Annotated in this window: 20 protein-coding genes; 6 read left to right on the forward strand and 14 right to left on the reverse strand. The window is 66.1% G+C overall.

What is annotated here, in order from left to right; translation table 11 throughout:
* Window positions 1-6 precede the first annotated feature (6 nt).
* From VL15_RS24695 to VL15_RS24720, 6 genes are all read right to left on the reverse strand, one after another.
* Entirely contained in the window at window positions 7-948 is a 942-nt protein-coding gene (locus VL15_RS24695) for a fumarylacetoacetate hydrolase family protein (protein WP_048249128.1), read from the reverse strand.
* Window positions 949-1,001: 53 nt separating this feature from the next.
* Window positions 1,002-2,141, reverse strand: coding sequence for a cupin domain-containing protein (locus tag VL15_RS24700; protein ID WP_048249165.1), 1,140 nt, complete (start codon window positions 2,139-2,141; stop codon window positions 1,002-1,004).
* A 40-nt stretch (window positions 2,142-2,181) separates the two neighbouring features.
* Entirely contained in the window at window positions 2,182-3,597 is a 1,416-nt protein-coding gene (locus VL15_RS24705; protein WP_048249129.1) for an amino acid permease, read from the reverse strand.
* 73 nt (window positions 3,598-3,670) lie between these two features.
* Window positions 3,671-4,906, reverse strand: coding sequence for a kynureninase (gene kynU, locus VL15_RS24710; RefSeq protein ID WP_048249130.1), 1,236 nt, complete (start codon window positions 4,904-4,906; stop codon window positions 3,671-3,673).
* Entirely contained in the window at window positions 4,906-5,847 is a 942-nt protein-coding gene (locus VL15_RS24715) for a tryptophan 2,3-dioxygenase (protein ID WP_048249131.1), read from the reverse strand. The genes kynU and VL15_RS24715 overlap by 1 nt, the downstream gene beginning before the upstream one ends.
* A complete protein-coding gene (locus VL15_RS24720) occupies window positions 5,847-6,677 on the reverse strand; it encodes an alpha/beta hydrolase (RefSeq protein WP_048249132.1) in 831 nt (276 codons plus the stop codon). Before VL15_RS24720 ends, VL15_RS24715 begins: the two co-directional genes overlap by 1 nt.
* Before the next feature lie 182 nt (window positions 6,678-6,859).
* Here VL15_RS24720 and VL15_RS24725 point away from each other — a divergent pair, with 182 nt between their 5' ends.
* Both VL15_RS24725 and VL15_RS24730 read left to right on the forward strand, forming a co-directional pair.
* On the forward strand, window positions 6,860-7,333 hold the full coding sequence (locus tag VL15_RS24725; RefSeq protein ID WP_048249133.1) for an Lrp/AsnC family transcriptional regulator: 474 nt from the start codon (window positions 6,860-6,862) through the stop codon (window positions 7,331-7,333).
* A 213-nt stretch (window positions 7,334-7,546) separates the two neighbouring features.
* A complete protein-coding gene (locus VL15_RS24730; protein ID WP_048249134.1) occupies window positions 7,547-8,926 on the forward strand; it encodes an MFS transporter in 1,380 nt (459 codons plus the stop codon).
* A gap of 52 nt (window positions 8,927-8,978) precedes the next feature.
* Here VL15_RS24730 and VL15_RS24735 read toward each other — a convergent pair whose 3' ends face one another.
* From VL15_RS24735 to VL15_RS24750, 4 genes are all read right to left on the reverse strand, one after another.
* Window positions 8,979-10,055 carry a C45 family autoproteolytic acyltransferase/hydolase gene (locus tag VL15_RS24735; protein ID WP_048249135.1) on the reverse strand — a complete coding sequence of 359 codons (1,077 nt, stop codon included), beginning with the start codon at window positions 10,053-10,055 and terminating at the stop codon, window positions 8,979-8,981.
* Between the two features lie 88 nt (window positions 10,056-10,143).
* Window positions 10,144-11,718: a DUF3138 family protein gene (locus VL15_RS24740; RefSeq protein ID WP_048249136.1), complete on the reverse strand. Its 1,575-nt coding sequence runs from the start codon at window positions 11,716-11,718 to the stop codon at window positions 10,144-10,146.
* Window positions 11,719-11,813: 95 nt separating this feature from the next.
* The gene (locus tag VL15_RS24745) at window positions 11,814-12,929 is read right to left on the reverse strand and encodes a polyamine ABC transporter substrate-binding protein (protein WP_053077701.1); all 1,116 of its coding nucleotides are present in this window, start codon (window positions 12,927-12,929) and stop codon (window positions 11,814-11,816) included.
* A 211-nt stretch (window positions 12,930-13,140) separates the two neighbouring features.
* Window positions 13,141-14,865, reverse strand: coding sequence for an amidohydrolase (locus VL15_RS24750; protein ID WP_048249137.1), 1,725 nt, complete (start codon window positions 14,863-14,865; stop codon window positions 13,141-13,143).
* 238 nt (window positions 14,866-15,103) lie between these two features.
* On the opposite strand from VL15_RS24750, the gene VL15_RS24755 reads away from it, so the two are divergent.
* Window positions 15,104-15,934: a helix-turn-helix transcriptional regulator gene (locus VL15_RS24755; protein WP_053077702.1), complete on the forward strand. Its 831-nt coding sequence runs from the start codon at window positions 15,104-15,106 to the stop codon at window positions 15,932-15,934.
* 16 nt (window positions 15,935-15,950) lie between these two features.
* On the opposite strand, the gene VL15_RS24760 is transcribed toward VL15_RS24755, so the two are convergent.
* The 4 genes from VL15_RS24760 to VL15_RS24775 all read right to left on the reverse strand — a co-directional run bounded on the left by VL15_RS24760 (window position 15,951) and on the right by VL15_RS24775 (window position 20,111).
* Window positions 15,951-16,871, reverse strand: coding sequence for a LysR family transcriptional regulator (locus VL15_RS24760; protein ID WP_048249168.1), 921 nt, complete (start codon window positions 16,869-16,871; stop codon window positions 15,951-15,953).
* Window positions 16,872-16,942: 71 nt separating this feature from the next.
* A complete protein-coding gene (locus VL15_RS24765) occupies window positions 16,943-18,133 on the reverse strand; it encodes an MFS transporter (protein WP_048249138.1) in 1,191 nt (396 codons plus the stop codon).
* Window positions 18,134-18,221: 88 nt separating this feature from the next.
* Window positions 18,222-19,682 carry an NAD(P)/FAD-dependent oxidoreductase gene (locus VL15_RS24770; protein ID WP_048249139.1) on the reverse strand — a complete coding sequence of 487 codons (1,461 nt, stop codon included), beginning with the start codon at window positions 19,680-19,682 and terminating at the stop codon, window positions 18,222-18,224.
* 84 nt (window positions 19,683-19,766) lie between these two features.
* Window positions 19,767-20,111, reverse strand: coding sequence for a cupin domain-containing protein (locus VL15_RS24775; RefSeq protein ID WP_048249140.1), 345 nt, complete (start codon window positions 20,109-20,111; stop codon window positions 19,767-19,769).
* 197 nt (window positions 20,112-20,308) lie between these two features.
* Between VL15_RS24775 and VL15_RS24780 the strand changes: the two genes are divergently transcribed.
* The 3 genes from VL15_RS24780 (at window position 20,309) to VL15_RS24790 (ending at window position 23,809) form a co-directional block, all read left to right on the forward strand.
* A complete protein-coding gene (locus VL15_RS24780; RefSeq protein ID WP_048249141.1) occupies window positions 20,309-21,193 on the forward strand; it encodes a helix-turn-helix transcriptional regulator in 885 nt (294 codons plus the stop codon).
* Between the two features lie 155 nt (window positions 21,194-21,348).
* Window positions 21,349-22,299: an agmatinase gene (gene speB / locus VL15_RS24785; protein ID WP_048249142.1), complete on the forward strand. Its 951-nt coding sequence runs from the start codon at window positions 21,349-21,351 to the stop codon at window positions 22,297-22,299.
* A 28-nt stretch (window positions 22,300-22,327) separates the two neighbouring features.
* The gene (locus VL15_RS24790; RefSeq protein ID WP_048249143.1) at window positions 22,328-23,809 is read left to right on the forward strand and encodes an aldehyde dehydrogenase family protein; all 1,482 of its coding nucleotides are present in this window, start codon (window positions 22,328-22,330) and stop codon (window positions 23,807-23,809) included.
* The last annotated feature ends 37 nt before the right edge of the window (window positions 23,810-23,846 follow it).

Consider the following 23,846-nt stretch of genomic DNA (forward strand, 5'->3'; position numbering starts at 1 on the left):
TACCCATCACTGTTCCGCGCGTCGGCACGGCACGTCGCCCACGGCCACGACCGGATTCCGCAACGTGCCGATCCCCTCGACCCACGCCTCGACCACGTCGCCTGGCCATAACCATTCCTGCGGGGTCCGGCCGGCACCCACCCCCGATGGCGTGCCCGTCGCGATGATGTCGCCGGGCTCCAGCGCGATGCCGGCGCTGATGTCCGCGATCAGCGTCGGGATCTTGAACAGCAAGTGGCGGGTATTGGCGTTCTGTTTCTCCACGCCGTTGACCCTCAGGCCCAGATTCAGGTCATGCGGATCGGGGATTTCGTCGGCGGTGACGATAACCGGCCCCAGCGGGGCGTAGGTGTCTTGCCCCTTCGAGTAGATCCACTGGCCGGCACGACGGTTGTCGCGCGCGCTGATGTCGTTGATGACGGTGTAGCCGAACACATGATCCAGCGCGCGCGCCTCCCCGACACGCCTCGCGCGACGGCCGATTACCACGGCCAGCTCGACTTCCCAGTCGAGCTGCCGCGTGATGCCTGCGTCGTGCTCGATCGCGTCGTCAGGCCCGATCACCGCGGTCGGCGGCTTGGAAAAGATCACCGGTTGCTTCGGCAGATCCTTCGACGTATCCAGCGAGCGGCTGGACTCCTCCACGTGCTCGACATAGTTCAGGCCGATGCCGAAGATGTTCTTGCGTGGCCGCGGGATCGGCGCGAGCAGCCTGACGTTGGCCAGCGGCAGCGCCGTATCCAGCGGCCACTTGTCCCGGTGCTGGATCAGCAGTTCAGTCGCGACCGCCACCGCGTGGGGTCCGAGGTCGATGAAGTCGAGGATATCGCCGGGAATCGCATGCCCGACGTATGCGCCAAGGCGCTGAAGATCGATCACGAGATCATCGACAATGGCGCCCATGCGGGCGGACGCATTCACATGAGCGCGATAGGTAACGAGTCGCATGAGTAAGTAAGTTCAGAAGGAGATGATTGAAATGACCGGAATCGGGGGTGCACTCAACCCGACACAAACGGCAGCGCCGGTTGGTGTCCACCGTTGTCGGCCAGCGCTTCCTCGCGATACAGGCCCAGCTTTTCCATCACCGGCAGGTCGTTGAAGCTGAACAGCACCGCATCCTCGTTGCCGCTGGCATTAGCGTGCTCGTGCCAGGCCCACGAGGGCACACAGAAGATGTCTCGCTCCTGCCAGTCGAGACGCTGCCCGTTGATGACGGAATGGCCCCGGCCCTTGGCAACCTGGTACAGGAAGCTGCCGGTGTGCCGATGCGCGCTGCCGACAAAACCCGGCGGCAGCATCTGCATGCTCGCGCCGATGGTCGCCATCACGTGGCCGCCGTCGATCGGGTTGGTGTAATGCATCAACGCGCCGTCGAAGGGATCGTGCGCTTGCGCGCCCGCGTAGCGTTGCAGCGCGGCATAGGTCGCCTCCCAGGTGTACTTGAACAGCGGCGAATAACGCTGGGTCCAGCCCGCATGCTGCGGGCGCAGGCCGGCTGCCCCCCAGATGCCCGGGGAATCGTCGACCGGGTAGCCCACGGCCTGCTGCAGATCCGGATGCACGGCATAGAAACCGGCCTCCAGTGCATTGACCAGCGGAATGTCCAGGCCGTCCTGCCAGATGCACGGCAGACCATCGTCCTCGACGCCGTGCTCATGCCAGGTGCCATTCGGAGTCAGCACGAAATCGTTCACGCCCAGCGTCATCTTGTGACCGTCGACGATCGTATAGGCACCGCGCCCCTCCATGATGAATCGCAGCGCCGAAGACGAATGCGCATGGGCGCCTGCCCGCTCGCCCGGATGCATGACCTGCAAGCCCGAGTACAACCACCCGACCGCGGCGGCAACCTCCCGCCGGCCGGGGTTGTCCAGATAGATGACGCGCCGGCCGGCTTTCTCCGGTGTCACGAGCGACACCGAACGCAGCACGTGTTCGCGCAAGTCGCGGTAGCGCCAGAGCACCGGCACCGAATCGGACCTGGGTTGCCAAGGCTCGATCTTGTTGGCCACGGTCCATAGCGCGCCGGTTTTCAGCTGCTCCAGTTCCCGGTAGTAGGCCACCAGTTCGGGCGAATCCTCGACATTCGCACGACCGGCCACGTCTTCACGATAGGTATCGTAGTGATTCGTCGACATCAAATGCTCCTTGAATGCCATTCATCCCGGAGACGAATGGTCAGGATTCCACGGCGCCATGCTGCGCGATCACCGCCCGCGACGCCTGCGGCTTCCGGATCAGCGCATAGGCGACGACCAGCACCACCAGAAGCGGGATCCCCGTGATCACGGTCATGCGAAAGGCCGGCACGAAATAGGTGGATCCGATGATCGCCGCCATTGCGGCGGCGCCGAGAAGCGTCAGGAACGGAAAGCCCGGCAGACGGAACGTCGGCGTGACGCCATCACGCTCGCACGCGCGGCGGAAGCGATAATGCGTGACGAAAATCATGAACCACCCAAACAATGCGCCGAACATTGCAATGGACATGACCAGGACAAACGAACCTTGCGGCATCACGATGCTCGTGACGGCGGCGAAGGCAACGCCGCCCGATGACACCACGAGGCTTCGCAGCGGAATGCCGTTGGCACCGACGACACTCAGGCCGGCCGGCGCATAGCCGCTACAGGCAAGGCTGAAAATCATGCGCGTGGCGACATAGAGCTGCGAGTTCATCGCCGACAATGCCGCCATCAGCACGACGAAGTTCATGATGCCGGCCCCCCACGAGAAGCCCGTCGTCTCCATGACCATCACGAACGGGCTTTTCCCGGTTCCCGCCAACTGCCACGGCACGATCGCGAGCATCAGCGCAACGGTGAGCAGATAGAAAACGATCAGCCGTAACACCGCGGACTTGAAAGCGCCGCGCGCTGCACGCTCAGGGTCCTCGGCCTCGCCCGCGGCGACCGCGATGAACTCGATCCCGATGAAGCTGAAGATCGCGACGACAACCGCATGCCACATACCGTCCCAGCCGTGCGGGAAGAAGCCGCCGTTCGCATGGAAGTTGGCAAAGCCGATGCCACTGGCGGGCGTAGCGGTGAATACCGTGTAGCTTCCCATCAGGATGAACCCGACGATCGCGGCAACCTTGACGACCGAAAACCAGTATTCGGCGACGCCGAACGAGCCGACGCTGCGAGCATTCAGGCAGATCAGCACAATCGAGAAGAGCACGATCCATAACCAGCCCGGCGAGCCCGGAAACCAGAACTTCATGTAGACGGATATCGCGGTGACTTCCGCACCGATGACCAACACCACCGATATCCAGTACGCATAGCGGACGACGAAACCGGCAAGGCTGCCCAGATAGTGCTCGGCATAAGAGCCGAACGACCCGGTACTGGGATGGGTCACCACCATTTCGGCCAGACACCCCATCAGGAGCAGCGCGACACACGCGCCGATCGCAAAGCTGAGAATCACGCTCGGCCCCGCGACCTGAATGGCTGCGCCGCTTCCCAGAAACAGCCCGGTACCGATCGCGCCGCCTATGGCGATCATCGTCAGCTGCGGCGACGTCAGGCTCTTCCTCAGTCCTCGCTCGCGTTCGGTTCTCGCTAGAAACCCACTCACTTCCGACATCGTTGTCTCCGATAATTAATATGTAATGCGAATTATTATGCGGGGACCGTTCCTCCCCGTCATACCCGCCGAACTAGGTGAAGTCGCGGCGTTGCGCGTACTGCGCCTTATCCCACGCGCGCTCCTCCATGATGCGATCGATCTCGTCGACCAGATGGTCCGTGTCCTCCATCGTATTGAAAAGCGGCGCGAAGCCGAATCGCATGAAATCGGGCATGCGAAAATCGCCGATGACGCCTCGCCGGGCCAGTTCCTGCATGATCGCGTACCCCTTCGGATGGCGAAGCGATACGTGGCTACCGCGTCGCGTCGCCTCCGGAGGCGATGCGATCGCGAATCCGTGGCGCACCAACCGTGCCTCCACCGCGGCGATGAACCGGGTGGTCAACTCCAGACTGCGAGTCCGAGCGGCTTCGATCGACACGTCGTCGAAGACATCCAGTGCACGAAGCAGGACGGACAATGCGATGACCTGGTTCGTCCCGCAAAGAAAGCGCTCGATGCCGGGCGCGGGCGCGTACGCCCCGGTAAAGTCAAACGGCGTCGCATGTCCGAACCAACCGGCCAGCGGCTGTTCGCAATTCGGAATGTGGCGTGCCGCGGCGTACAGGAACGCCGGCGCGCCCGGCCCGCCGTTCAGGTACTTGTAGCCGCATCCCACGGCAAAGTCGACGCCGCTGGCATCGAGGTTGCATGGCAACGCGCCGGCCGAATGAGACAGATCGGCAACCAGGAGCGCGCCTGCGTCGTGCGCTGCGCGAGTGATGCCGGCCAGGTCGTAGATCTCGGACGTCCGGTAATCGACATGGCACAGCAGGACCACGGCCACCTGCTCGCCCAGTACTTCGGACATCTCGCTCACTGGCACATTGACGATCTCCAGCCCCATCAGACGCGCGACTTCTCCCGCGATGTAAAGATCGGTCGGAAAGGATGCGGCGTCCGTTACGATCAGCCGCCGCCCCGGTCGCAGACGCACGGCGGCCGTCAACACCTTGAACAAATTGACCGAGGTCGAGTCGCAGGCCACCACCTGCCCCGGCGCCGCGCCGATCAGGCGGCCGATGCGCTCACCGACGCGCTGCGGCAACGTATTCCATCGTGCGTCCTGCCACGAGCGGATCAGGCCTTCCCCCCATTCATGCGTGGTCGATACATAGACCTGCGTCTGCACCGCCTTGGGCAGCGGGCCCAGCGAATTGCCGTCGAAGTAGCGAATGTCGGGCGGCAGCGCGAACCGGGCGCGCGTCAGATCGAACGGATCTGCATGAACGGGCGTCGCGGTCGTCTGTTGGTCTTCAATCGTCATCACGCCCCCAGCACCGTGCGGATCGCCCACAGCTCGGGGAAGAACCGGTGTTCCACCACGTGCTTGAGCCAGCCTACCCCTGCGGAACCGCCGGTGCCCGGTTTGAACCCCAGGATGCGCTCGACCGATACGAAATGCCGCCACCGGTACTGCGAAAAGAGATCCGCAATCTCGATCAGCGCCTCGCCGAGCACATAAAGGTCGTTGTCCGGCGCGGGATCGGCGTAGACCGCGAGCCATGCCTTCTCCACGTCAGGATTCGGGACGTAGGTTTCGGCCCAGTTCCGCTCCAGCGCATTCGCCGGAATGGCGACCCCGCGGCGATGAAGCAACGCGATGACGTCGTCGTAGAGGCTCGGCGCGTTCAGGGACTGCTTGAGCTGAGGGAACACATCCGGATTATTCGCATGTGCCTGAGCCATGCGGACGGCCTTGTTGCCGAGGATGAACTCGACGTGCCGATACATATACGACTGCTGGCCCGACGAGATGCCGAGGCAATCGCGGAATTCGTTGAAGCCGCTCGTCGTGATCGTCGATAGCACGTCCCACGTCTTGACGAGGTATTCGAACAGTCGCTTGATCCGTGGTGCCAGCGCGAGCGCACCCGTGACGTCATCCGCCTTGATGCGTTGCTGCATGTTGTACAGCTCGTAGTGAATCGCCTTGAACGTCAGTTCCTTGCACTGCGTCATGAGGATGAAGACCATCTCGTCATGCCCTTCACTGCGCATATGCTGCAGGCTCAGCAAAAGGTCGTTGCGATGATAGTCGATGAAAGGATTGCTCTTGCCCTCGAAGTCGACCATCGGCTCGCCCGCCGTGGTCTTCACGGCGTCCGTACGGCTCTCGTCAGTCGAGATACCGATATCTCTCACGACCGACAGCTCAAGCGCCGGATCGCGAATCTCGGGGATGACGCGTTTGCGATATACAGCCATTACAAGCCTCCAAGCAGGTTATCGACGGCTTTCCCCAACTGGCTGGCGGGGTTTGCCAGATCAAACAGAATGTCAAAGTGGTTCCGGCCCGCTACTTCGAGACGCTCCACCGGCACGCCATACTTCGTCAGGCGTTCCGCGTGTTCGGCACTCTGACGTTTGAATTCGGCGGTTTCGTGTTCGCCCCAGCACACGAGTGTCGGCGCGACGTGCCGGACCGGAAGCAACGCCGGACTGACCCTGTGCGCCCGGAGCGGATCCAGTTTCAGCGGTGCATTGATATAGGTGTGTGTGAGCGGGCGCAGATCGTAGATGCCCGAAATCAGGATCGAGCCAACCACGCGGTGCCGCATATCGGCCGACTCAGGCATCCGCACGGCCTGCATCGCGGCAAGATGGGCGCCGGCCGAACTGCCCGCCAGAACCAGATTCGTGTCCGGATATTCGCGCGTCAGCCCCTCGATCGCACATCCGCATTGACCGATCATCTCCTCGATGGTCGCGTTCGGCGCGAGCGTGTAGTTCACGGCCGCATACGATATGCCTCGCGCGAGAAACCCCGCGGCGGGAAAGCACGAATCGTCAGCGGCCAGTTCCTGCCAGTACCCGCCGTGGATGAAGACGAACATCAAACGGCGATCGGACGATGCCGCGTCGAACACGATCGAATACTCGTCCACGGCAGCGCCGTACGCGAGACGGTGGTGAGCCCGCGCGCCCAGTACGATCGCGCTCTCGGCTGCATAGGCTGCGACTGTCTTCCGGTAGTCGGGCGCCACGCTGCTCGGGGAATATTCCCGCTCCAGGGTGACCTTGACGTCTTCGTGCATGACTGCCTCCTTGATGGAGAAATTCTAGCCAGCCACGACGGGCTTTTCTTTTCGCTTTTGCCGCGCAAGCCCGGATATTCCGGCAAAATATGTCCACCCCGAAACACATTCAGACAGAATTTGCCTGCGTCGATCCAGAACCGGGGAAACCCTTACCCCTGCCGAGTACCCGAGGTCCAAACATGAAGCCCGTTCCGTTGAGCCCCGCAGACATTCAGATCCTCACCCATCTTCAATCTGATCCCAGAATGTCGATGGCAGCACTGGCCGAGGCGACCCATAGTTCGCAGTCTCCGTGCTGGAGGCGGGTCAAGCGGCTGGAAGAGTCGGGCGTGATCTCGGGCTATAGCCTCGAACTCGACCGCAAGGCACTCGGTCTGGGGATCGATGCATTCGTTTACGTGAAGATCTCGTCGCATCGCGAGCAGGACGCGGTTGAATTTGAAAATGCCGTCAAGACGGTCGATCAAGTGCTGTCCTGCTTCATCTTGTCCGGGATAGAGGACTATCTGTTGCGCGTGGTCGCGACTGACCTCGACAGCTTCGCCATGTTCAGTCGGAAAAGACTGGCGACCTTGCCGCACGTTCGAGAAGTACGCAGCGCGTTCGTGATGCATACGATCAAGGACTCGCATCAATTACCGTTGCCTGATTGATCTCCTCGCGCGCGGAGAACACGGGTGGCCGATGCACGATACGGCCCGGCTGCCACCTTTCCCACATACTGAACGCCCAACTTCCCATTAATAGGGATACCTGTCCAAATGTTGACGCGTTTCACGCCACGGCTCTAACGTTCGCCCCAACGCCATTCGATTCGGCCGCCCCGCTCGCGAGCGCTGGCCGGGCACAGAACACAGGAGACAACCGTGGCCCAATCCGCGTCACGCACCCATGCCAACCCGCCGGAGCCGCCGCTTGCTCGCGCCGACATCTCGCCAGAATCCGTCGCTCACGCAACCGCAACCGCCCGGCCGAGCCGCAAGCGGCTGCTGATTCTCGCGCTCCTGTTCGTCACGGTGGTGATCAACTATCTCGACCGCAGCAACCTGTCGATCGCCGCGCCGGCGTTGTTCAAGGAACTGAACATCGATCCCGTCCGCGCGGGCCTCGTGTTCTCCGCGTTCGGCTGGACCTATGCGCTGATGCAGATTCCGGGCGGCTGGCTCGTCGACAAGGTCTCGCCGCGCGTGCTGTATGCGGGCGCGCTGGCGCTGTGGTCGGCCGCGACGCTGCTGCTCGGCTTCGCGGGTTCGTTCGTCGGGCTGATCGTGCTGCGTCTCGCGGTCGGCGCGCTCGAGGCGCCGGCCTACCCGATCAACAACCGCGTGGTCACGACGTGGTTCCCGACCCGCGAACGCGCGAGCGCGATCGGCGGCTACACGTCGGGCCAGTTCGTCGGCCTCGCGTTCCTCACGCCGGTGCTCGCGTGGCTGCAGGTGCATCTCGGCTGGCACATGGTGTTCGTCGCGACCGGCCTCGCCGGCATCGCATGGGCCGCGATCTGGTATGCGGTGTATCGCGAGCCGCGCGCGTTTCGCGGCGTCAACGCGGCCGAGATCGCGCTGATCCGCGACGGCGGCGGGCTCGTCGATCTCGAAGACCGCATCGCGGCGCGCAGCGAACGCACGCCGTCGACCTGGCGCGACCTCGGCGTCGTGCTCGGCCGGCGCAAGCTGTGGGGCATCTATCTCGGTCAGTTCGCGCTGAACTCGACGCTGTGGTTCTTCCTCACGTGGTTCCCGACCTATCTCGTCAAGTATCGCGGGATGGATTTCATCAAGTCGGGCTTCCTCGCGTCGCTGCCGTTCCTCGCCGCGTTCGTCGGCGTGCTGTGCTCGGGCGTGCTGTCGGACTGGCTGATGCGCCGCGGCGCGTCGCAGGGCTTCGCGCGCAAGCTGCCGATCATCTCGGGGCTGCTGATCTCGACCTGCATCATCGGCGCGAACTACGTGACGTCGACGGGCTGGGTGATCGCGTTCATGACGATCGCGTTCTTCGGCAACGGCTTCGCATCGATCACGTGGTCGCTCGTGTCGGGGCTCGCGCCCGCGCGGCTGATCGGCCTCACGGGCGGCGTGTTCAACCTGATCGGCAACCTGTCCGCGATCGCGACGCCGATCGTGATCGGGCTGCTCGTGAACGGCGCGGACTTCTCGCACGCGATCACCTACATCGCCGCGATGGCGCTCGCGGGCAGCCTGTCTTACGGGCTGCTCGTCGGCAAGGTCGAACGCATCGACGCATAACCGCCGCACGGGCGGCACCCGCGTGCCGCCCTGCTCTCCCGTGGCCCGCGGATCAGAACCGCAGCGCCCCGTCGCGCGCGAGGTCGTGCGGGTTGCCGGCCACGTAGTCGAGCGCGCATGCATCGGTATCGATGCCGACGGTCAGCAGCGTTTCCCAACGCTCGGTATCGGGCATCGACCGGTCCGGGTGGAAACACACCACGGCCTGATCGCCGGCCGCGCCGCACATCGCCGCCGCGCGCTCGCGCACGTCGGCGCTCGTCATGCCCGCCACGACATCGTTCAGGTGCGCGAAGCGTTCGCGCGTGGTCGAGCTGTCGGGCATGCACTCGCCGCCGCTCAACGCGCGGTCGAGGAAATGGTTCGTATGCAGCAGCCATCCGTCCGGACGCGGCACGACCACCCCCACGCCCGACGGGCTCAACTCGATGCTCGCCGCGCGCGGGTTCGCGTCATGCCGCGTGAACACGGTCAGCACCGTCGATGCGCTCACCCGCGCGGTGCGCGCGAGTTCGATCGCTTCCTGCACCGTCGTCGCGTCTTCGAGCAGGCGCCGCGCGATCGCATGCACGGGCACGCCGGCGCTGTCGTTGTCGCTCGCGTGATGCAGGATGTTGAAGTGCAGCCCGAGCCCCGCGCTGTTCACGCCGAGCTTCGCGAGCATTCCGAATTCGGAGAACAGCTTGACCGTGCGGTCGTTCGGCGTGTCGAACTGCATCAGCAGCCCCTGCGGCGCGAGGCTGTCGTGCCAGTCCCACGTCTGCAGCGTGCGCGGCGCGTGCGGGCCGGCCGGCGCGTAGACGGTCGTCGAGCATTCGCCTTCGGCCGACGCGGGGGCGGTCGCGAGAATCTCGGTGCGCGCGTTCAGGCACGCGAGCTGCCAGCGCGGCAGGTCGACGCCGTCGGCGATCGCCTCGACTTCGGCGGCGAGGCGCGGGCACCATGCGCCGAGCGCAGCCAGGCTCGCTTCGCCGATCTCCCGCGCGCGCTGCGGATCGATGCCGAGCTTCGGGAAGAACGCGAGATAGCGCGCGACCGTCTCGCGGATCTCGGGCGTGAAGCGTTCGCCGATCAGGCGGCCTCGCGCACGCGGATCGGTGATGTCGGTCACGAAGGTATGCAGCTTCAAGATCAAATCTCCTGTGTCGAATGAGGTCCGGGCCCAATCGGCCCGGAACGTGATTGCGTTGCGTCGCGAATCGGACGGCACGCGCCGGTCAGAACGAGTAGATGAACTGCATCCCGGCCAGGTCGTTGCTGCGCGAGTACGTGCCGTTGCTCTTCAGGAACACCGGATGGTTCGCCGCGTCGTGGCGGTATTCGACCTTCACGGTGATCTGCTGGGTCGGATAGAACAACAGGTCGGCCGTGATCGCGTAGCGCTGCGCGCCCTTGCACTCGGTGCCGTTCTTCGACGAGCCCTGGAAGCACGCCGGGTCGATGCCGAAGCCGCTCGAACCGTTCACCGACGGGTTGCCGCCCGCGAGCCCGTACTGGATGTTCGTGCCGCCGCCGCCGTTCGACGTGTTGTTCAGGTAGTCGAAGCGCAGCGTCGCGCCCATGCGGCCGACCCACGACGTCGTCCACTTCGTGTGGCCGAGCAGCGACATTCCGTACCAGCGCGCGGTGCCGCCGTTCCATGCGCCCTTCTGCAGCTCGCCGTAGTCGACCTGCGCGTTGACCTGGGTCTTGTCGTGCGTATAGGTCATGTCGGCTTCCACGTACTTGTAGAGGCCGGTCGGCGACGATCCGTTGCACTGGTAGCCGTAGTCACCCGCCACCGCGCACGGCGAGAACAGCGACTGCCGGCCGAGCATCCCGGAGATGCCGAAGTCGAAGGCCGTCGACGTCGCGTTGTCGAAGCGCGCGGTGAGGGTCGGCGTCCAGTTGGTCTTCGTCGTGTTGTTCGCCGCGTTCGCGATCGCGCCGGCCGTGCGCAGCACCTCGTTGCCGATCACCACCTGCCAGAAGCGCGTCATCGCCGCGTTGGAGCCCTTCAGCCCGATGCCGACCAGGTTGCCCGGCTCGCTGAAGTCGTACAGCAGCCCGTGCGTGAGCGTCAGCATCTGGTTCGACGGCTGCACCTCGTAGCCCGCGAGGCTCGGCATCATTCCGACCTCGAAGGTCCGCGTCGTGCTGAGCGGCACGTTGACCTGCGCCTGCGTGACGATGTTGTTGCCGACGCCGCCGTGCGCATTGCTGAACACGTTGCCGAAGCCGCGGTTCGGCTGGATCACGATCTCCGCCGACGGCGCCATCGGGCCGACGCCGAAGGTCTTCTTGATGTCGAGATAGACGTCGCCGATCGTGCTGTTGAAGTAGTCGTACGCGCCCGGATCGTGATTCAGGAACTGGAAGCCGGACGTGCGCTGCGCACGGTTGAACAGGTACACGGGATCGACATAACCGGTGATGCTCAGGCCCGCGAGCGGGCCGGTCGTCGCGGCTTCCTGCAGCGAGTCGACCTTCAGCGACGCGTTCGAGATCTGCTCGCGCATCTGCTGCAGGTCGTCGTTCGTGAACGCGGGCGCCGCATCGGCTGCAGGCGCGGCGGCGGCCGCCGTGTTGACCGAGCCGATCTTCGCGCCGCCCGATGCGGTAGCGGTTGCGGCGCCGGGTGCCTGCGCGGCCATCATGCTCGCGCGCAGCTCGTTCACCTGCTGCTGCAGCGCGGTGACCTGCGCCTGCAGCGCCTTCATCTTGCTCGCGTCGGTTGCCTGTGGCGTGTGCGCGAATGCCGAAGCCGCTTCGAACGCGAGCAGGCACAGCGCCGTCATGTGTTTGATTTTCATGGGGTGGGTGTCGTCGGGACGAGCGCGCCCCCGCCCGCCGCGGTGGGCGGCGGGGCGCGCGAAAGGGATGCGGGAGTGCGGGGGCTGCGGCCGGCTTACTCGGTCTTCAGCTTCGTCCAGAGACGGTTCTGCAGACGCATCAGCTCAGGCGGAATCGGCTTGCTGAGGCTCAGCTTGCGGATCACGTCGGCCGGCGGGAACACGGCCGGATCGCTGGTCACCTCGGTGCGCACCAGGTGCTTCGACGACGGCACGGCCGACGGATACGACGTGTCGTTGGTCAGGTTCGCGCTCTCCTTCTCCGACAGCACGAAGTTGACGAACTTGTGTGCGGCGTCCGGATGCGGCGCATCCTTCGGAATCGCCATCATGTCGAACCACATCGCGCTGCCCTCGGTCGGGATCACGTACTTGATGTGATACGACTTCTTCGCGGATGCGGCCGCGATGCGCGCGGAGTTCACGTCGCCCGACCAGCCGAGCGCGAGGCAGATGTCGCCGCCCGCGAGATCGTTGATGTAGCTGCTCGAATTGAACTGCGTGATGTACGGGCGCACCGACTTCAGCAGCTCGTACGCGGCCTGGTAGTCGGCCGGGTTCGTCGTGTTCGCATCCTTCTTCAGGTAGACCAGCGCCATCCCGAACGCGTCGACCGGCGAATCGAGCACCGACACGCCGCAGCTCTTCAGCTTCTGCGCGTACTTCGGATCGAACAGCAGCGCCCAGCTGTCGAGCGGCGCGTCGTTGCCGAGCGCGGCCTTCACCTTCTCGACGTTCATCCCGAGGCCATCCGTGCCCCACGTCCACGGAATGCCGAACTGGTTGCCCGGATCGTCCTTCGACAGCACCTTCATGATTTCCGGATCGAGCAGCCCGTAGTTCGGCACCTGGCTCTTGTCGATCTTGCGGAAGATGCCGGCCTGCAGCTGCCGCGCCCAGAAAATGTCGGACGGCACGACGACGTCGTAGCCCGACGTGCCCGACAACAGCTTCGCCTGCAGCGTCTCGTTCGAATCGAACTCCTGGTAGACGACCTTGATGCCGGTCGCCTTCTCGAAGTTCGCGATCGTCGCCTTGCCGATCGAGTTGCCCCAGTTGTACACGTTGACGACGTCCGCCGCGTGCGCGACCGGCGCGCCGGCCCACACGAGCCCGCCCAGCGCGAGCGCCGCGCATGCCGTCTTCAGATGATGTTTCCACTCCCCTGCCATGTTTTCCTCCGTCGATATCATGATCCGTTCGCGATGAACGGGTGTGTGCTTCGGTCCGGAAAAATGTAGCCAGAGGAAATTGGCCGGTCTGCCCTGCCAATAGGGGGACACGCCGCACAATCGGCGCATCCGGTTCCGGCCGGATGCGCCGATCGATCAAAACGGAAGCAATTTGAAAGTTACCGTCGTCGCTTCGTCAGCCGACGACCGCTCAGGATGCCTGCACACCCGTGCGCGCGCCGAAATCGTCGCCCACGTGCGTGATGCGGCCGCCCATCATCGTCAGCCCGACGTCGATGCGGCCGATATCGTACTGGCCGACCTCGAACAGGTCGTTCTCGAGCACGACCAGATCCGCGCGCTTGCCGGGCGTCAGCGAGCCGACCTCGTGCTCCATCCCGAGCTGGTACGCACCGTGGATCGTGTACGCGGCGATCAGCTGCGGAATGCTCAGGCGCTCGGCGATGTCCGGGAACACCGCCGCATCGGGCTCGCCCGCGAGCTGGCGCGTATGGCCCGACTCGATGTGTTCGAGCGGCTTGTGCTGGCAGCGGCACTGGCATGCGAGGCCATCCATGCCGATCGACACCGTCACGCCTTCGTCGAGGAACGTGCGGAACTTGTACATATTGCTCCAGCGTTCGTGGCCGTAGTGGTCGCGCAGTTGCTCGGTGTAGGCGTCGACCACGCCCCACTGCAGCTGCGTGTTCGCCATCACGCCCGCGCGGCGGAAGCGCGGAATGTCGTCCGGATGCGTGAGGAACGCGTGCGTGATCACGTGGCGGCGATCGCGCGGCGGGTTCGAGCGGTTGACCGCGTCGAAGCCGTCGAGCGCCATCCGCACGGCCGCGTCGCCCACGCAGTGGACCATCACGTTCGCGTTCGCGCGATCGGCTTCGACCAGATAGCGGTTAAACGTGTCGGTCGGCATCGTCGGCGCGCCGCAGGTGTCGGGGCGGTCCGCGTACGGCTCGAGCAGGTACGCGGTGTGGTTCGCCTCGGTGCCGTCGAGGAACAGCTTCAGCGCGCGCGCCTTCACGAGCGGCGAATCGTATTGCTCGCGATACTGGACGAGCGTGCCGACCGGATCGTCGATCTCGCCGATCACCGCGACGCTGCCGACCACGCGCAGCTTCAGGTCGCCCGCGCGCTCCATCGTCTGCAGCGTCTCGTACAGCAGCGACTGATCGCCGCTCGGATCGAAGAAGCCCGCGTCGAACACGGTCGTCACGCCGGCCGCGCACAGCTTCTTCTGCCACGGCGGAATCGATTTCAGGTACAGGTCGATGCCGGTCGGCAGCAGGCCGGCCGCGCTGATCCGCTGCATCAGCAACGAATACGCGGCGCCGTCGACGATCAGGCCGGTCGGCTCGCCCGTCGCCGGGTCCTTCTCGAACCAGCTCGCGCCTTCCTGCACGGGCGGCGTCGACGCATCGATCCCGGCGATCTCCAGCGCCTTCGAGTTCACCCACATCGAATGGAAATCAGTCGACAGCAGGCACACGGGGCGATCCGCGCAGATCGCGTCGAGCGTCTCCTTGCGCAGCAGCGCCGGCGGGATCGTCGCCTGCACCCAGCCCATCCCGGTGATCGCCGGCTCGTCCGGATGCGACTCGACGTACGCGCGCAGCGCGGCGAGCACCTGCTGCGGATCCTCGTAGTTCACGAACGCCTGGAACGCGAACGCGGTCGTCTCGAAGTGCCAGTGCGATTCGACGAAGCCCGGCAGCACGAGCCGGCCCGCCGCGTCGACCACCTTCGTCCCGGCGCCGACGTAAGCCTGCACGGCCGCCGTGTCGCCGACGTGGACGATCCGGCCGTCGCGCACGGCGACAGCCTGTGCCCACGGCTTGTGCGGATCGACGGTGTAGACCTTCGCGTTGGTCAGAACGAAATCCGCCGGCGTCGCGGCGGCATGCGTCGGTTGAATCTGCATTGCCTGTCCTTTCTGGTCATCAGGTTTTCGAAGTGCTTTCACTATAGGCAGACGATTCGCGCCGGTATGCCCCCCCGCCGCCGGGGCTCGGACGAATTCCGGCCGCCGTGCGCGCGGTCTTGTCGTCGTTTTGGGGACAACGCACGAAATCCATGGGGTCGATCCGGTGAATTCCCGGCTGACGCGTGCACGTCGTTCGCGTAACGTCGCGCTGTTCCCTGACCGCCCTCGCCCGACCATGCGACTTCTCCAGCCCGACCCGGCCGCCCGCGGCCATTACCTGATCGGCGTGCGCCCCGACACGCTCGGCGCGACGCTGCGCGCGGTCGGCACGCCGGATTTCGTCGGTGCGGTCACGGAGTTCGTCAACGACAGCATCGACGCCGACGCCGTGCACCTCGAGCGCTGGCGCGCCGATACGGGCAGCACGTCGGGTTTCGTCGTCGAATGGCTCGGCAGCGGCAGCCTGCGCTTCGCGGCCGATACGCTGCGCGTGATGGATATCTACTATCAGGACTACTGCCAGATCGATCCACTGGTCGCGCCGCTGCGCGGCAAGGCCGGCACGCTGCTCGTGCAGCGTCATGTCGACGGCATCGCGCAGGGCGAATTCCGCCGGCGGATCTTCGACGAGCCCGGCATCGCGCAGGAATGCCTGCTCGTGCACGGCAACACGCACCTGCAGTACGCGCTCGGGCTCGCGCGCACCGTCGGGCGCGCCGCGTTCACCACGGACGAGCTGTTCCACTTCCGGCAGATGGTCGACCTGCTGTTTCCGATGTTCGAGCTGCACGCGCGCACCTGCGCGGCGCGGCGCGTGGCGGCGGTGTCGGTGAATGCCGCGTCGCAAGCCGGTTTCGATGCGCGCCTCGAACGACAGGACGTGCAGCTGTCGCGCCGCGAGCACGAGATCTGCCGGCTGATGCTGTGCGGGCGCTCGGTGCCCGAGGCCGCGCAGCAGCTCGACGTGAAGCTGTCGACGGCCGAGTCGTACGTGAAGCGCGCATTCGTGAAGCTCGGCGTGCGCACGCGCCGCGAGCTGTTCGACTGGGTGCTGGTCGACTGCTGAGCGCGCGGGCGTTGCGCTACGCGGCCAGCGCGGCCGCCTTGATGTTGAACGCGCGCAGCAGGTCCTCGCAGAACGCGTCGACGATCGGCTTGTCGCTCGTGCTGCGCTTCATCGCGAGATGCAGCGGCACGTCGAAGCTGAACGTCGCGCGGCCGACGGCCTTGACGAGCCCGCGCTGCTCGAACGGCTCCGCGTAATGCGCGGGCAGGTAGCCGAGATGGCCGCCCGACAGGATCAGGATCGTCGCGGCCTCGATGCTGTCCGCGCTCGCGGTCACGCGCCGCTCGGGCAGCGGATACTGCTCCTCCGGCACCGGATAGGTGCGCCATACCCAGTCGTGAAGCTGCAGGTCGTCCGCCGTCACGGGCCGCGACGCATGGAACAGCGGATGCCCGCGCCCGCAGTAGATCACCTGCTGCTCGGTGAAGAGCGGCGTGTAGAGCAAGCCGGGCACGCGATGCCAGAAATAGCCGATCGCGAGATCGAGCTGGTTGTTGACGAGGCTTTCCTCGAGCTCCTGCGGCGACGCGACCTTCATCGAGAACGTGACGGCCTGGTCGCGCTTGCGGAACGCGCCGATCGCGTCGGCCACGCGCGCATTCTCGACGAGCGGCGCCTGGCCGATCAGGCCGATCGACAGCGTGCCGACCAGCTTGCGGTCGATGTCGCGCACGCGCGCGACGAATTCGGAGGTTGCCGCGACGAGCGTGCGCGCGGTCGCCGCGAAGCGTTCGCCCTTCGACGTCAGGCGAAAGCCGCCGCGCCCGCGATCGCACAGCTTGAAGCCGACGCGCGCCTCGAGCGCCGACAGCTGCGTGCTGATGGTCGACTGCCGCACGCCGAGCGACGCCTCGGCGGCCGTGATGCCGCGTGCGTCGACGACGGCGAGAAAGACCCGGATGAGCCGGAGATCGAGATCGGAGGTATTCGAAAACATGCTGAAGCCGCCTTCGCCGATGAACCGAACCGGACGCGCGCCGCCATCGGCAGCGGCGCGCGTCGCATCCGTCACTCCGATGTCGCCGCGAGCGCGCGTTCCATGCCGAACACGGCAGGCCTCAGCCGCCCGTAGCAGAGGAACGCCACCGCGCACAGCACGATCGCCGCGAAAAGCGCCGACTGCGTGCCCGCGCTCTCGATCAGCGAGCCGCCCGCGACCGAGCCGACGCCATAACCGAGCGCGACACAGCCCGGTGACAGCGCGGCCGACTTGCCGATCAGGTCGTACTGCGGAATCGTCGCGTAGATCAGCAGCGCGCCGCCCGTCCAGCAGCCGATGAAGACGATCGCGCCGAGCGTGAACGTCGGGACCGACGCCGGCATCGCGAGCAGCACGGCCGCGACCGCGCAGCCGCCGAGGTTCACGAGCGTCCAGCGGCGCAGGCCCGCACCGGCACCGAGCTTCGGCATCGCCGCGCAGATCACGAGGCTCGCGACGTTCGAGATGCCGAGCACGAGCGACACCGACTTTCCGCTCAGGCCCGCATCGGTGCCGATCTTCTCGAGGAAGGTCCACACGACGCCGACGCCACCGTATAGCGCGAGCTGCGCGCACAGCACGAGCATTGCGCCCCTGCGGTCGACGCTGCCGGCACCGCCGGCCGGCGTCGGTACGGCCAGCGTCTCGCCGCGCCGAAACAGCGGCGTCGCGAGCACGAACATGCCGAGCACGCACGCGACGAAACCGAACACGCCGTACGCGCCCCATGCGCCGCTCAGCATCGGGAAGATGGTGGCGAGCAGCACCATGCTCCACATCACCTGCCCCATCAGCATCACGCCGAGATTGCGTTCCGGCGCGCGCGAGTACGACAGGTAGCGCAGCGCGATGCCGTTCAGCCCGCCCGAGCCGACGCCCGCGATGAACTGCAGCGCCGAATATGCGACGAGCCCGTGCGTCGCGAGCGTGCCGAGGTTCGCGCCGGCCGCGAGCGTCACCGCACCCGCGAGCACGAGCCTGACCGGCTGGCGGCCGAGCACGAACGCGACGAGCAGCGTGCCCGTCGATTCGCCGAGCACCTCGACGAAGCAGGACAGCCCGAGCGCCGCTTCGCCGAAGCCCCAATGGCGTGCGACCTGCCCGACGATCGCCGGCAGGCCGAGGAAGACCGTCGGCCCGAGTATGCCGAGCAGCAGCATCGCGACGACGAACAGCGCGTTTTCCTGTCGCGCTTCATCCTGCAGATTCACTACGTTCATCAGGTGTCTCTCTCCGTGTCCGCTACGCGGACCGTCTCCTCATGGGAGTTTGGTATGGCGGCGGCCCGGCTGCAGGCCGCCGCGTCGTTTACATCGGGAAGCCCATCGCCTTGAGGCCGCTGATCCACGCGCGCTTCCAGCCGCCTTCGGCATCCGCGCCGTCGAACGCATGGAACGTGATCTTCGCGGCGATCCAGCGCATCGGCTCGGGCGGGATGTAGCTCGGGCTCTGGTTCGCGATGTCGAGCTTGCGTTCGGGGCTGTCGCGATCGAACAGGATGTTCAGCCCCATGAACGCGCCGAACCGGCTCGCCGCAACACCGAAGCCCGTATAGCCGGCGACGAACACGGCCTTGTCGCCGAGATAGCGCTTCGCGAACACCGAACCGCGCGAGCAGTAGTCGATCGGGCCGCCCCACGCGTGCGAGAAGCGCACGTCGCTCAGTTGCGGGAAGGTGCGGTAGAACGCCTCCGCGAGCCGGTAGTACGTGTCGCGCTGACCGTCCTGGTGCGGTTCCGGGTCGCCGTCGAAGTGATAGCTGACGAGGCCGCCGAAGATGATGTTGTTGTTCTTCGTCAGGCGGAAATAGTTGAGCTGCGTGCGCGTGTCATACACGCCCTGGCGATTCTTCCAGCCGATCCGCGCGAGCTGCTCGTCGGTCAGCGGCTCGGTCGCGAGCACGTGGTCGCGCACCTGCACCACGCGGCGGTTGATGTCCGGAATCCCGACCTTCGCGGTGCCGCTGCCGAACACCACGCGCGGGGCCCGCACGCTGCCCTTCGGCGTCTTCACGAACACCGTGCTGCCTTCGTCGGTCACGGTCGTGAGCGGCGTGTGCTCGTACAGCTTCACGCCGAGCGACAGCGCCGCGCGCTTGAGCCCCCACGCGAGTTTCGCCGGATGCACGATGCCGCTGCGGTTGCGCGACCACAGCGCGCCAGCGAACAGCGGCGAGTTCAGTTGTTCGAGCGTTTCGTCGCGGTTCAGCAGCACGACGTTGTGCCCGTACTCGCGATGCAGGTCGTAATCGCCCTTCAGGTGCGCGAGGTGGTCGGGATCGACCGCGACCGTCATCTCGCCGTTCCATTCGATGTCGGCGTCGATGTCGTAGCGCTTCAGCGTCTCCTCGAATCCGTCGAGGTTGTGATGGCCGAATTCCTCGAGCTGCGCGATGTCGTTCGGGAACACGCGCACCGCGTTCGGCAGCCCGTGCATCACCGACGTCGAGATGATCCCGCCCGCGCGGCCCGATGCGCCGTGCGCGACCTTGCCGGCCTCGATCAGCACCACGTTCAGGTGCGGCATCTGTTCCTTCGCCTGCACGGCCGACCACAGCCCGGTGAAGCCGCCGCCGACGATCAGCAGGTCGGCCGTCACGTCGCCGACGAGTTCCGGCTCGGTCGCCGGCGCGGCCGGGTTGTCGAGCCAGTACGGGAACAGCTTCGTATTCGCGAGCGCCGCCTCGACGCCCAGCGCGACCGGCGCGCCACGCATGACGTGCGCCTGAACCGGCGCGGTCTGTTTTGCTTCGTTGACTTCCATTTCCATGATCCCTGCCATCACACGCGAAAACGAAACCGCCGCCGGGCGCGCGTCACACGGACGACGACGCCACGGCGGCGGTTTCGGGCATCACGACTTCTCGAGCAGCACGTAGAACTTCTTCGCGTCCTCGATCGTCTCCCAGCGGCCCGCGAAGCCGGCCGGCAGCAGGTAGCCCTGGCCCGGCGTGAATTCCTTGCGGTTGCCTTCGACGTCGGTCAGCGCGATCCGGCCCTCGACGAGCCACACCGCTTCGTCGGCCGCGGTTTCCGGAAACTCCACCGAGCCGACCTTGCCTTCCCACCAGCCGATGATGTAGTTGCCGCTCTTGCCTTCGGCCGCGCGCCAATCGCTTTCGTCCATCCCGAAGTCGAGCTTCGTGAATTCGCCCACGCCTGCGCCCAGCGGCAGGATGTCCTTGATCAATTTGGTCATCTGAATCTTTCGTCTCTCGATTGAAAAAAGCAGAGACAAAGTTACCCATTTACACTGCCCCGGTATGCCCCCCTCCGGGGGGGACAAGCGCTGTTTCGCGGGGCAGACGGGTCGGCAGGACACCCGACGGTGTTTCCCCCTAATGACGTTTTTCATCGCACCCGCTAAAATTCCGCCGCTTTTCACCGGGGAACCGCATGCTGCTCAACGTGAACCCCTTCCACCGCGACAACGACCGCTTCAACGTGTCGTTCAAGGCGCTGGGCGAGCTGATCGAGACGGTCGGCACGCCGCATTTCGTGCCGCGCCTCACGCAACTGCTGAACGACGTGGTGCCGCTCGACGTCGCGCACGTCGAACGCTCGCGCGTCGACGGCACGATGCCCACCGGCTACCGATGCGAATGGATCGGCAGCAGCGGCATCGGCACCGCGACGTCGGACATCTCGGACGTGATGACGCTCTACTACGAGCGCTTCCTCGACAGCGACCCGCTGTTCGCGGGGCTGCGCGGCAAGACGGGCACGATGCTCGTCGTACGCGACATCGCGGCGATTCCGCCCGGCGAATTCCGCCAGCGGATCTTCGACGACGTGCATATCGGCCACGAATGCGTGCTCGCGCGCGGTACGCGCTATTCGCAGCATTCGATCGCGCTGGAGCGCGGCCGCGACCGGCCGCCGTTCACGCTCGCCGAGATGAACCGCTTTCGCAGCATCAGCGACGTGCTGTTCCCGCTGCTCGAACTGCACGCGTCGACCACGGCCGTGCGGCGGGTCGCGCACCCGACACCCGAAATCCATCCGCTCGCGCAGTTCGATGCGCGGATCGCGGCCGACGGCGTGAAGCTGTCGAAGCGCGAATACGAAACCTGCAAGCACCTGCTGTCCGGCAAGACCGTGCCCGAGACCGCCGCGATCCTCGGCGTGCGCGTCGCATCGGCCGAGTCGTACGTGAAGCGCGCATTCGCGAAGCTCGGCGTGCGTACCAAGCGCGAACTCGCCGCATGGGGCGCGGCCACGACGCCCTTCCCTTCCGCCGGACCGCACGACGGCGCATCGCCACCCGCAATCGTCCGCTGACGGCGCGAGCCGCCTTCGGTTGCGCCGCGTCGATGCGCGGGCGCCACTCGCATCGAGACCCGTCGATGTAAACGTTGCGACTTCAAAATCTTCGCGCGCACGTTCTCCTCTACCATCGGCCGATCGCTTTACCTCAGAAAAAAGGAGACGGCCCCATGCCCCGCGAACTGAACCAACCGATGGGCGGCAACGAGATGCCGCGTTTTGGCGGCATCGCCACGATGATGCGGCTGCCGCAAGCCGCCACGACCGACGGCCTCGACGTGTGTTTTGTCGGCGTGCCGCTCGATCTCGGCACGTCGAACCGCTCGGGTTCGCGCTTCGGCCCGCGCCAGATTCGCACCGAATCCGTGCTGCTGCGGCCGTACAACATGGCCACGCGCGCCGCGCCGTTCGATTCGCTGCAGGTTGCCGATATCGGCGACGTCGCGACCAATCCGTACGACCTGAAGGACTCGGTGCGCCGCATCGAGGACGCGTATGACGAGATCGTCGCGAACGGCTGCCGGCCGATCACGCTCGGCGGCGACCACACGATCGCGTGGCCGATCCTGCGCGCGCTGCACAAGAAGTACGGCAAGGTCGCCGTCGTGCACGTCGACGCGCACGCGGACGTGAACGACACGATGTTCGGCGAGAAGATCGCGCACGGCACGCCGTTCCGCCGCGCGGTGGAAGACGGCCTGCTGCAATGCGACAAGGTCACGCAGATCGGACTGCGCGGCACCGGCTACCACGCGGACGATTTCGACTGGTGCCGTCAGCAGGGCTTCACCGTCGTGCAGGCGGAGGAGTGCTGGAACAAGTCGCTCGCGCCGCTGATGGCGCAGGTGCGCGAACGCGTCGGCGACACGCCCGTCTATCTCAGCTTCGACATCGACGGCCTCGACCCGTCGTTCGCGCCCGGCACCGGCACGCCGGAAATCGGCGGCCTCACCGTGCAGCAGGGCCTCGAAATCGTGCGCGGGATGAAGGGATTGAATATCGTCGGCGCGGATCTCGTCGAAGTGGCGCCGCCGTACGACCCGACCGGCACCACCGCGCTCACCGGCGCGAACCTCGCGTTCGAGATGCTCTGCGTGATGCCGGGCGTTCTCTACCGCTAACCCGACCGACATCGACAGGATGACCTTCATGTCCACCGCCGAACTTTCCCGTTCCGCCACGACGTTCGTGCTGCCCGCGGCGCGCATCGCCGGCCAGCCCGTGCGCACGCACTCCGACACGGCCGGTGCGCCGATCTTCAACGCGTCGACCGGTGCCGCGATCGGCTGGCAGGAATTCGCGACCGCCGCGCACGTCGACGCCGCGGTTCGCGCCGCGCGCGACGCGTTCGCCGGCTGGCGCGACACGCCGCCCGCCGAGCGCGGCCGCATCCTCGCGACAATCGCCGAGCGCGTCGAAGCCGAACGCGACCGCCTCGCGGCGCTGCAGATGCAGGTGAGCGGCAAGCCACCGTTCGAAGCGGAAGCCGACGTCGGCGACGTCGCCGCGACGTTCGCCTACTACGCGACGCTGTGCGAAGACCCGGCGCTGTTCGCGGCCGAGCCCGTCGCGCTGCCGAGCGACGCCGTCACGGCCGAACGCTTTTACGACGCGGTCGGCGTCGCGGCGCTGATCATGCCGTGGAATTTCCCGATGGTCACGACCGCGTGGAAGCTCGCGCCCGCGCTCGCGGCCGGCTGCGCGGTCGTGCTGAAGCCGTCCGAACTCACGTCGCCGGTCGAGCACGCGCTGCTCGACATCGTCGTGCAAGCCGGCGTGCCGGCCGGCGTCGTCAACGTCGTGAACGGCGGCGCCGAAGTCGGCGCGGCGCTCACAGCACATCCGCTGATCGACAAGATCTCGTTCACCGGCAGCACGGCGGCCGGCCGCAAGGTCATGCAGGCCGCGGCCGAGGACATGAAGCGCGTGACGCTCGAACTCGGCGGCAAGTCGTCGCTGATCGTGCGCGAGGACGCCGATCTCGACGTCGCGGTATCGCTCGCGGTCGCGGGCGCGTTCACCAACGCAGGCCAGATGTGCTCGGCCACCGCGCGCATCCTCGTGCACGACAGCGTGTACCGCAGCTTCATGGCCGCGTTCGAGACCGCCGTGCGCGCGCTCGTCGTCGCGCCGCCGGCCGCGGAACAGGTCGCGATGGGGCCGCTGATCTCGGCCGCGCAGCGTGCACGCGTCGAAGCGATGCTCCGGCACGGCATCGATGCGGGCGCACGCGTTGCGTTCAGCGGCCGGGTCGCGGATGCCGGCGGCGAAGGCTTCTTCATGGCGCCCGTCGTGATCGCCGAGCCGGCCGTCGACAACCCGCTGTGGACCGACGAAGTGTTCGGCCCCGTCGCGTGCGTGAAATCGTTCCGCACCGACGACGAAGCGATCGCGCTCGCGAACGACACGCGCTACGGGCTCGTCGCGACCGTCGTCACGCGCGATGCGGGCATAGCGAAGCAGTTCCAGCAGCGCGTGCGCGCGGGGCTCGTGTGGATCAATGCGCCGCAACTGATCTACCCGCACGTGTGCTGGGGCGGTTTCGGGCTCAGCGGAATCGGCCGCGAGCTCGGTGTCGCGGGGCTGCGCAGCTATCAGGAACTGCGCCACGCGATGCGCGCGATCGACTGACCAGTGCGGCCGTTCAGGCCGTTGGCGACACCGTGCC

The sequence above is a fragment of the Burkholderia cepacia genome (assembly GCF_001039005.1).
GTDB lineage: Bacteria > Pseudomonadota > Gammaproteobacteria > Burkholderiales > Burkholderiaceae > Burkholderia > Burkholderia theae.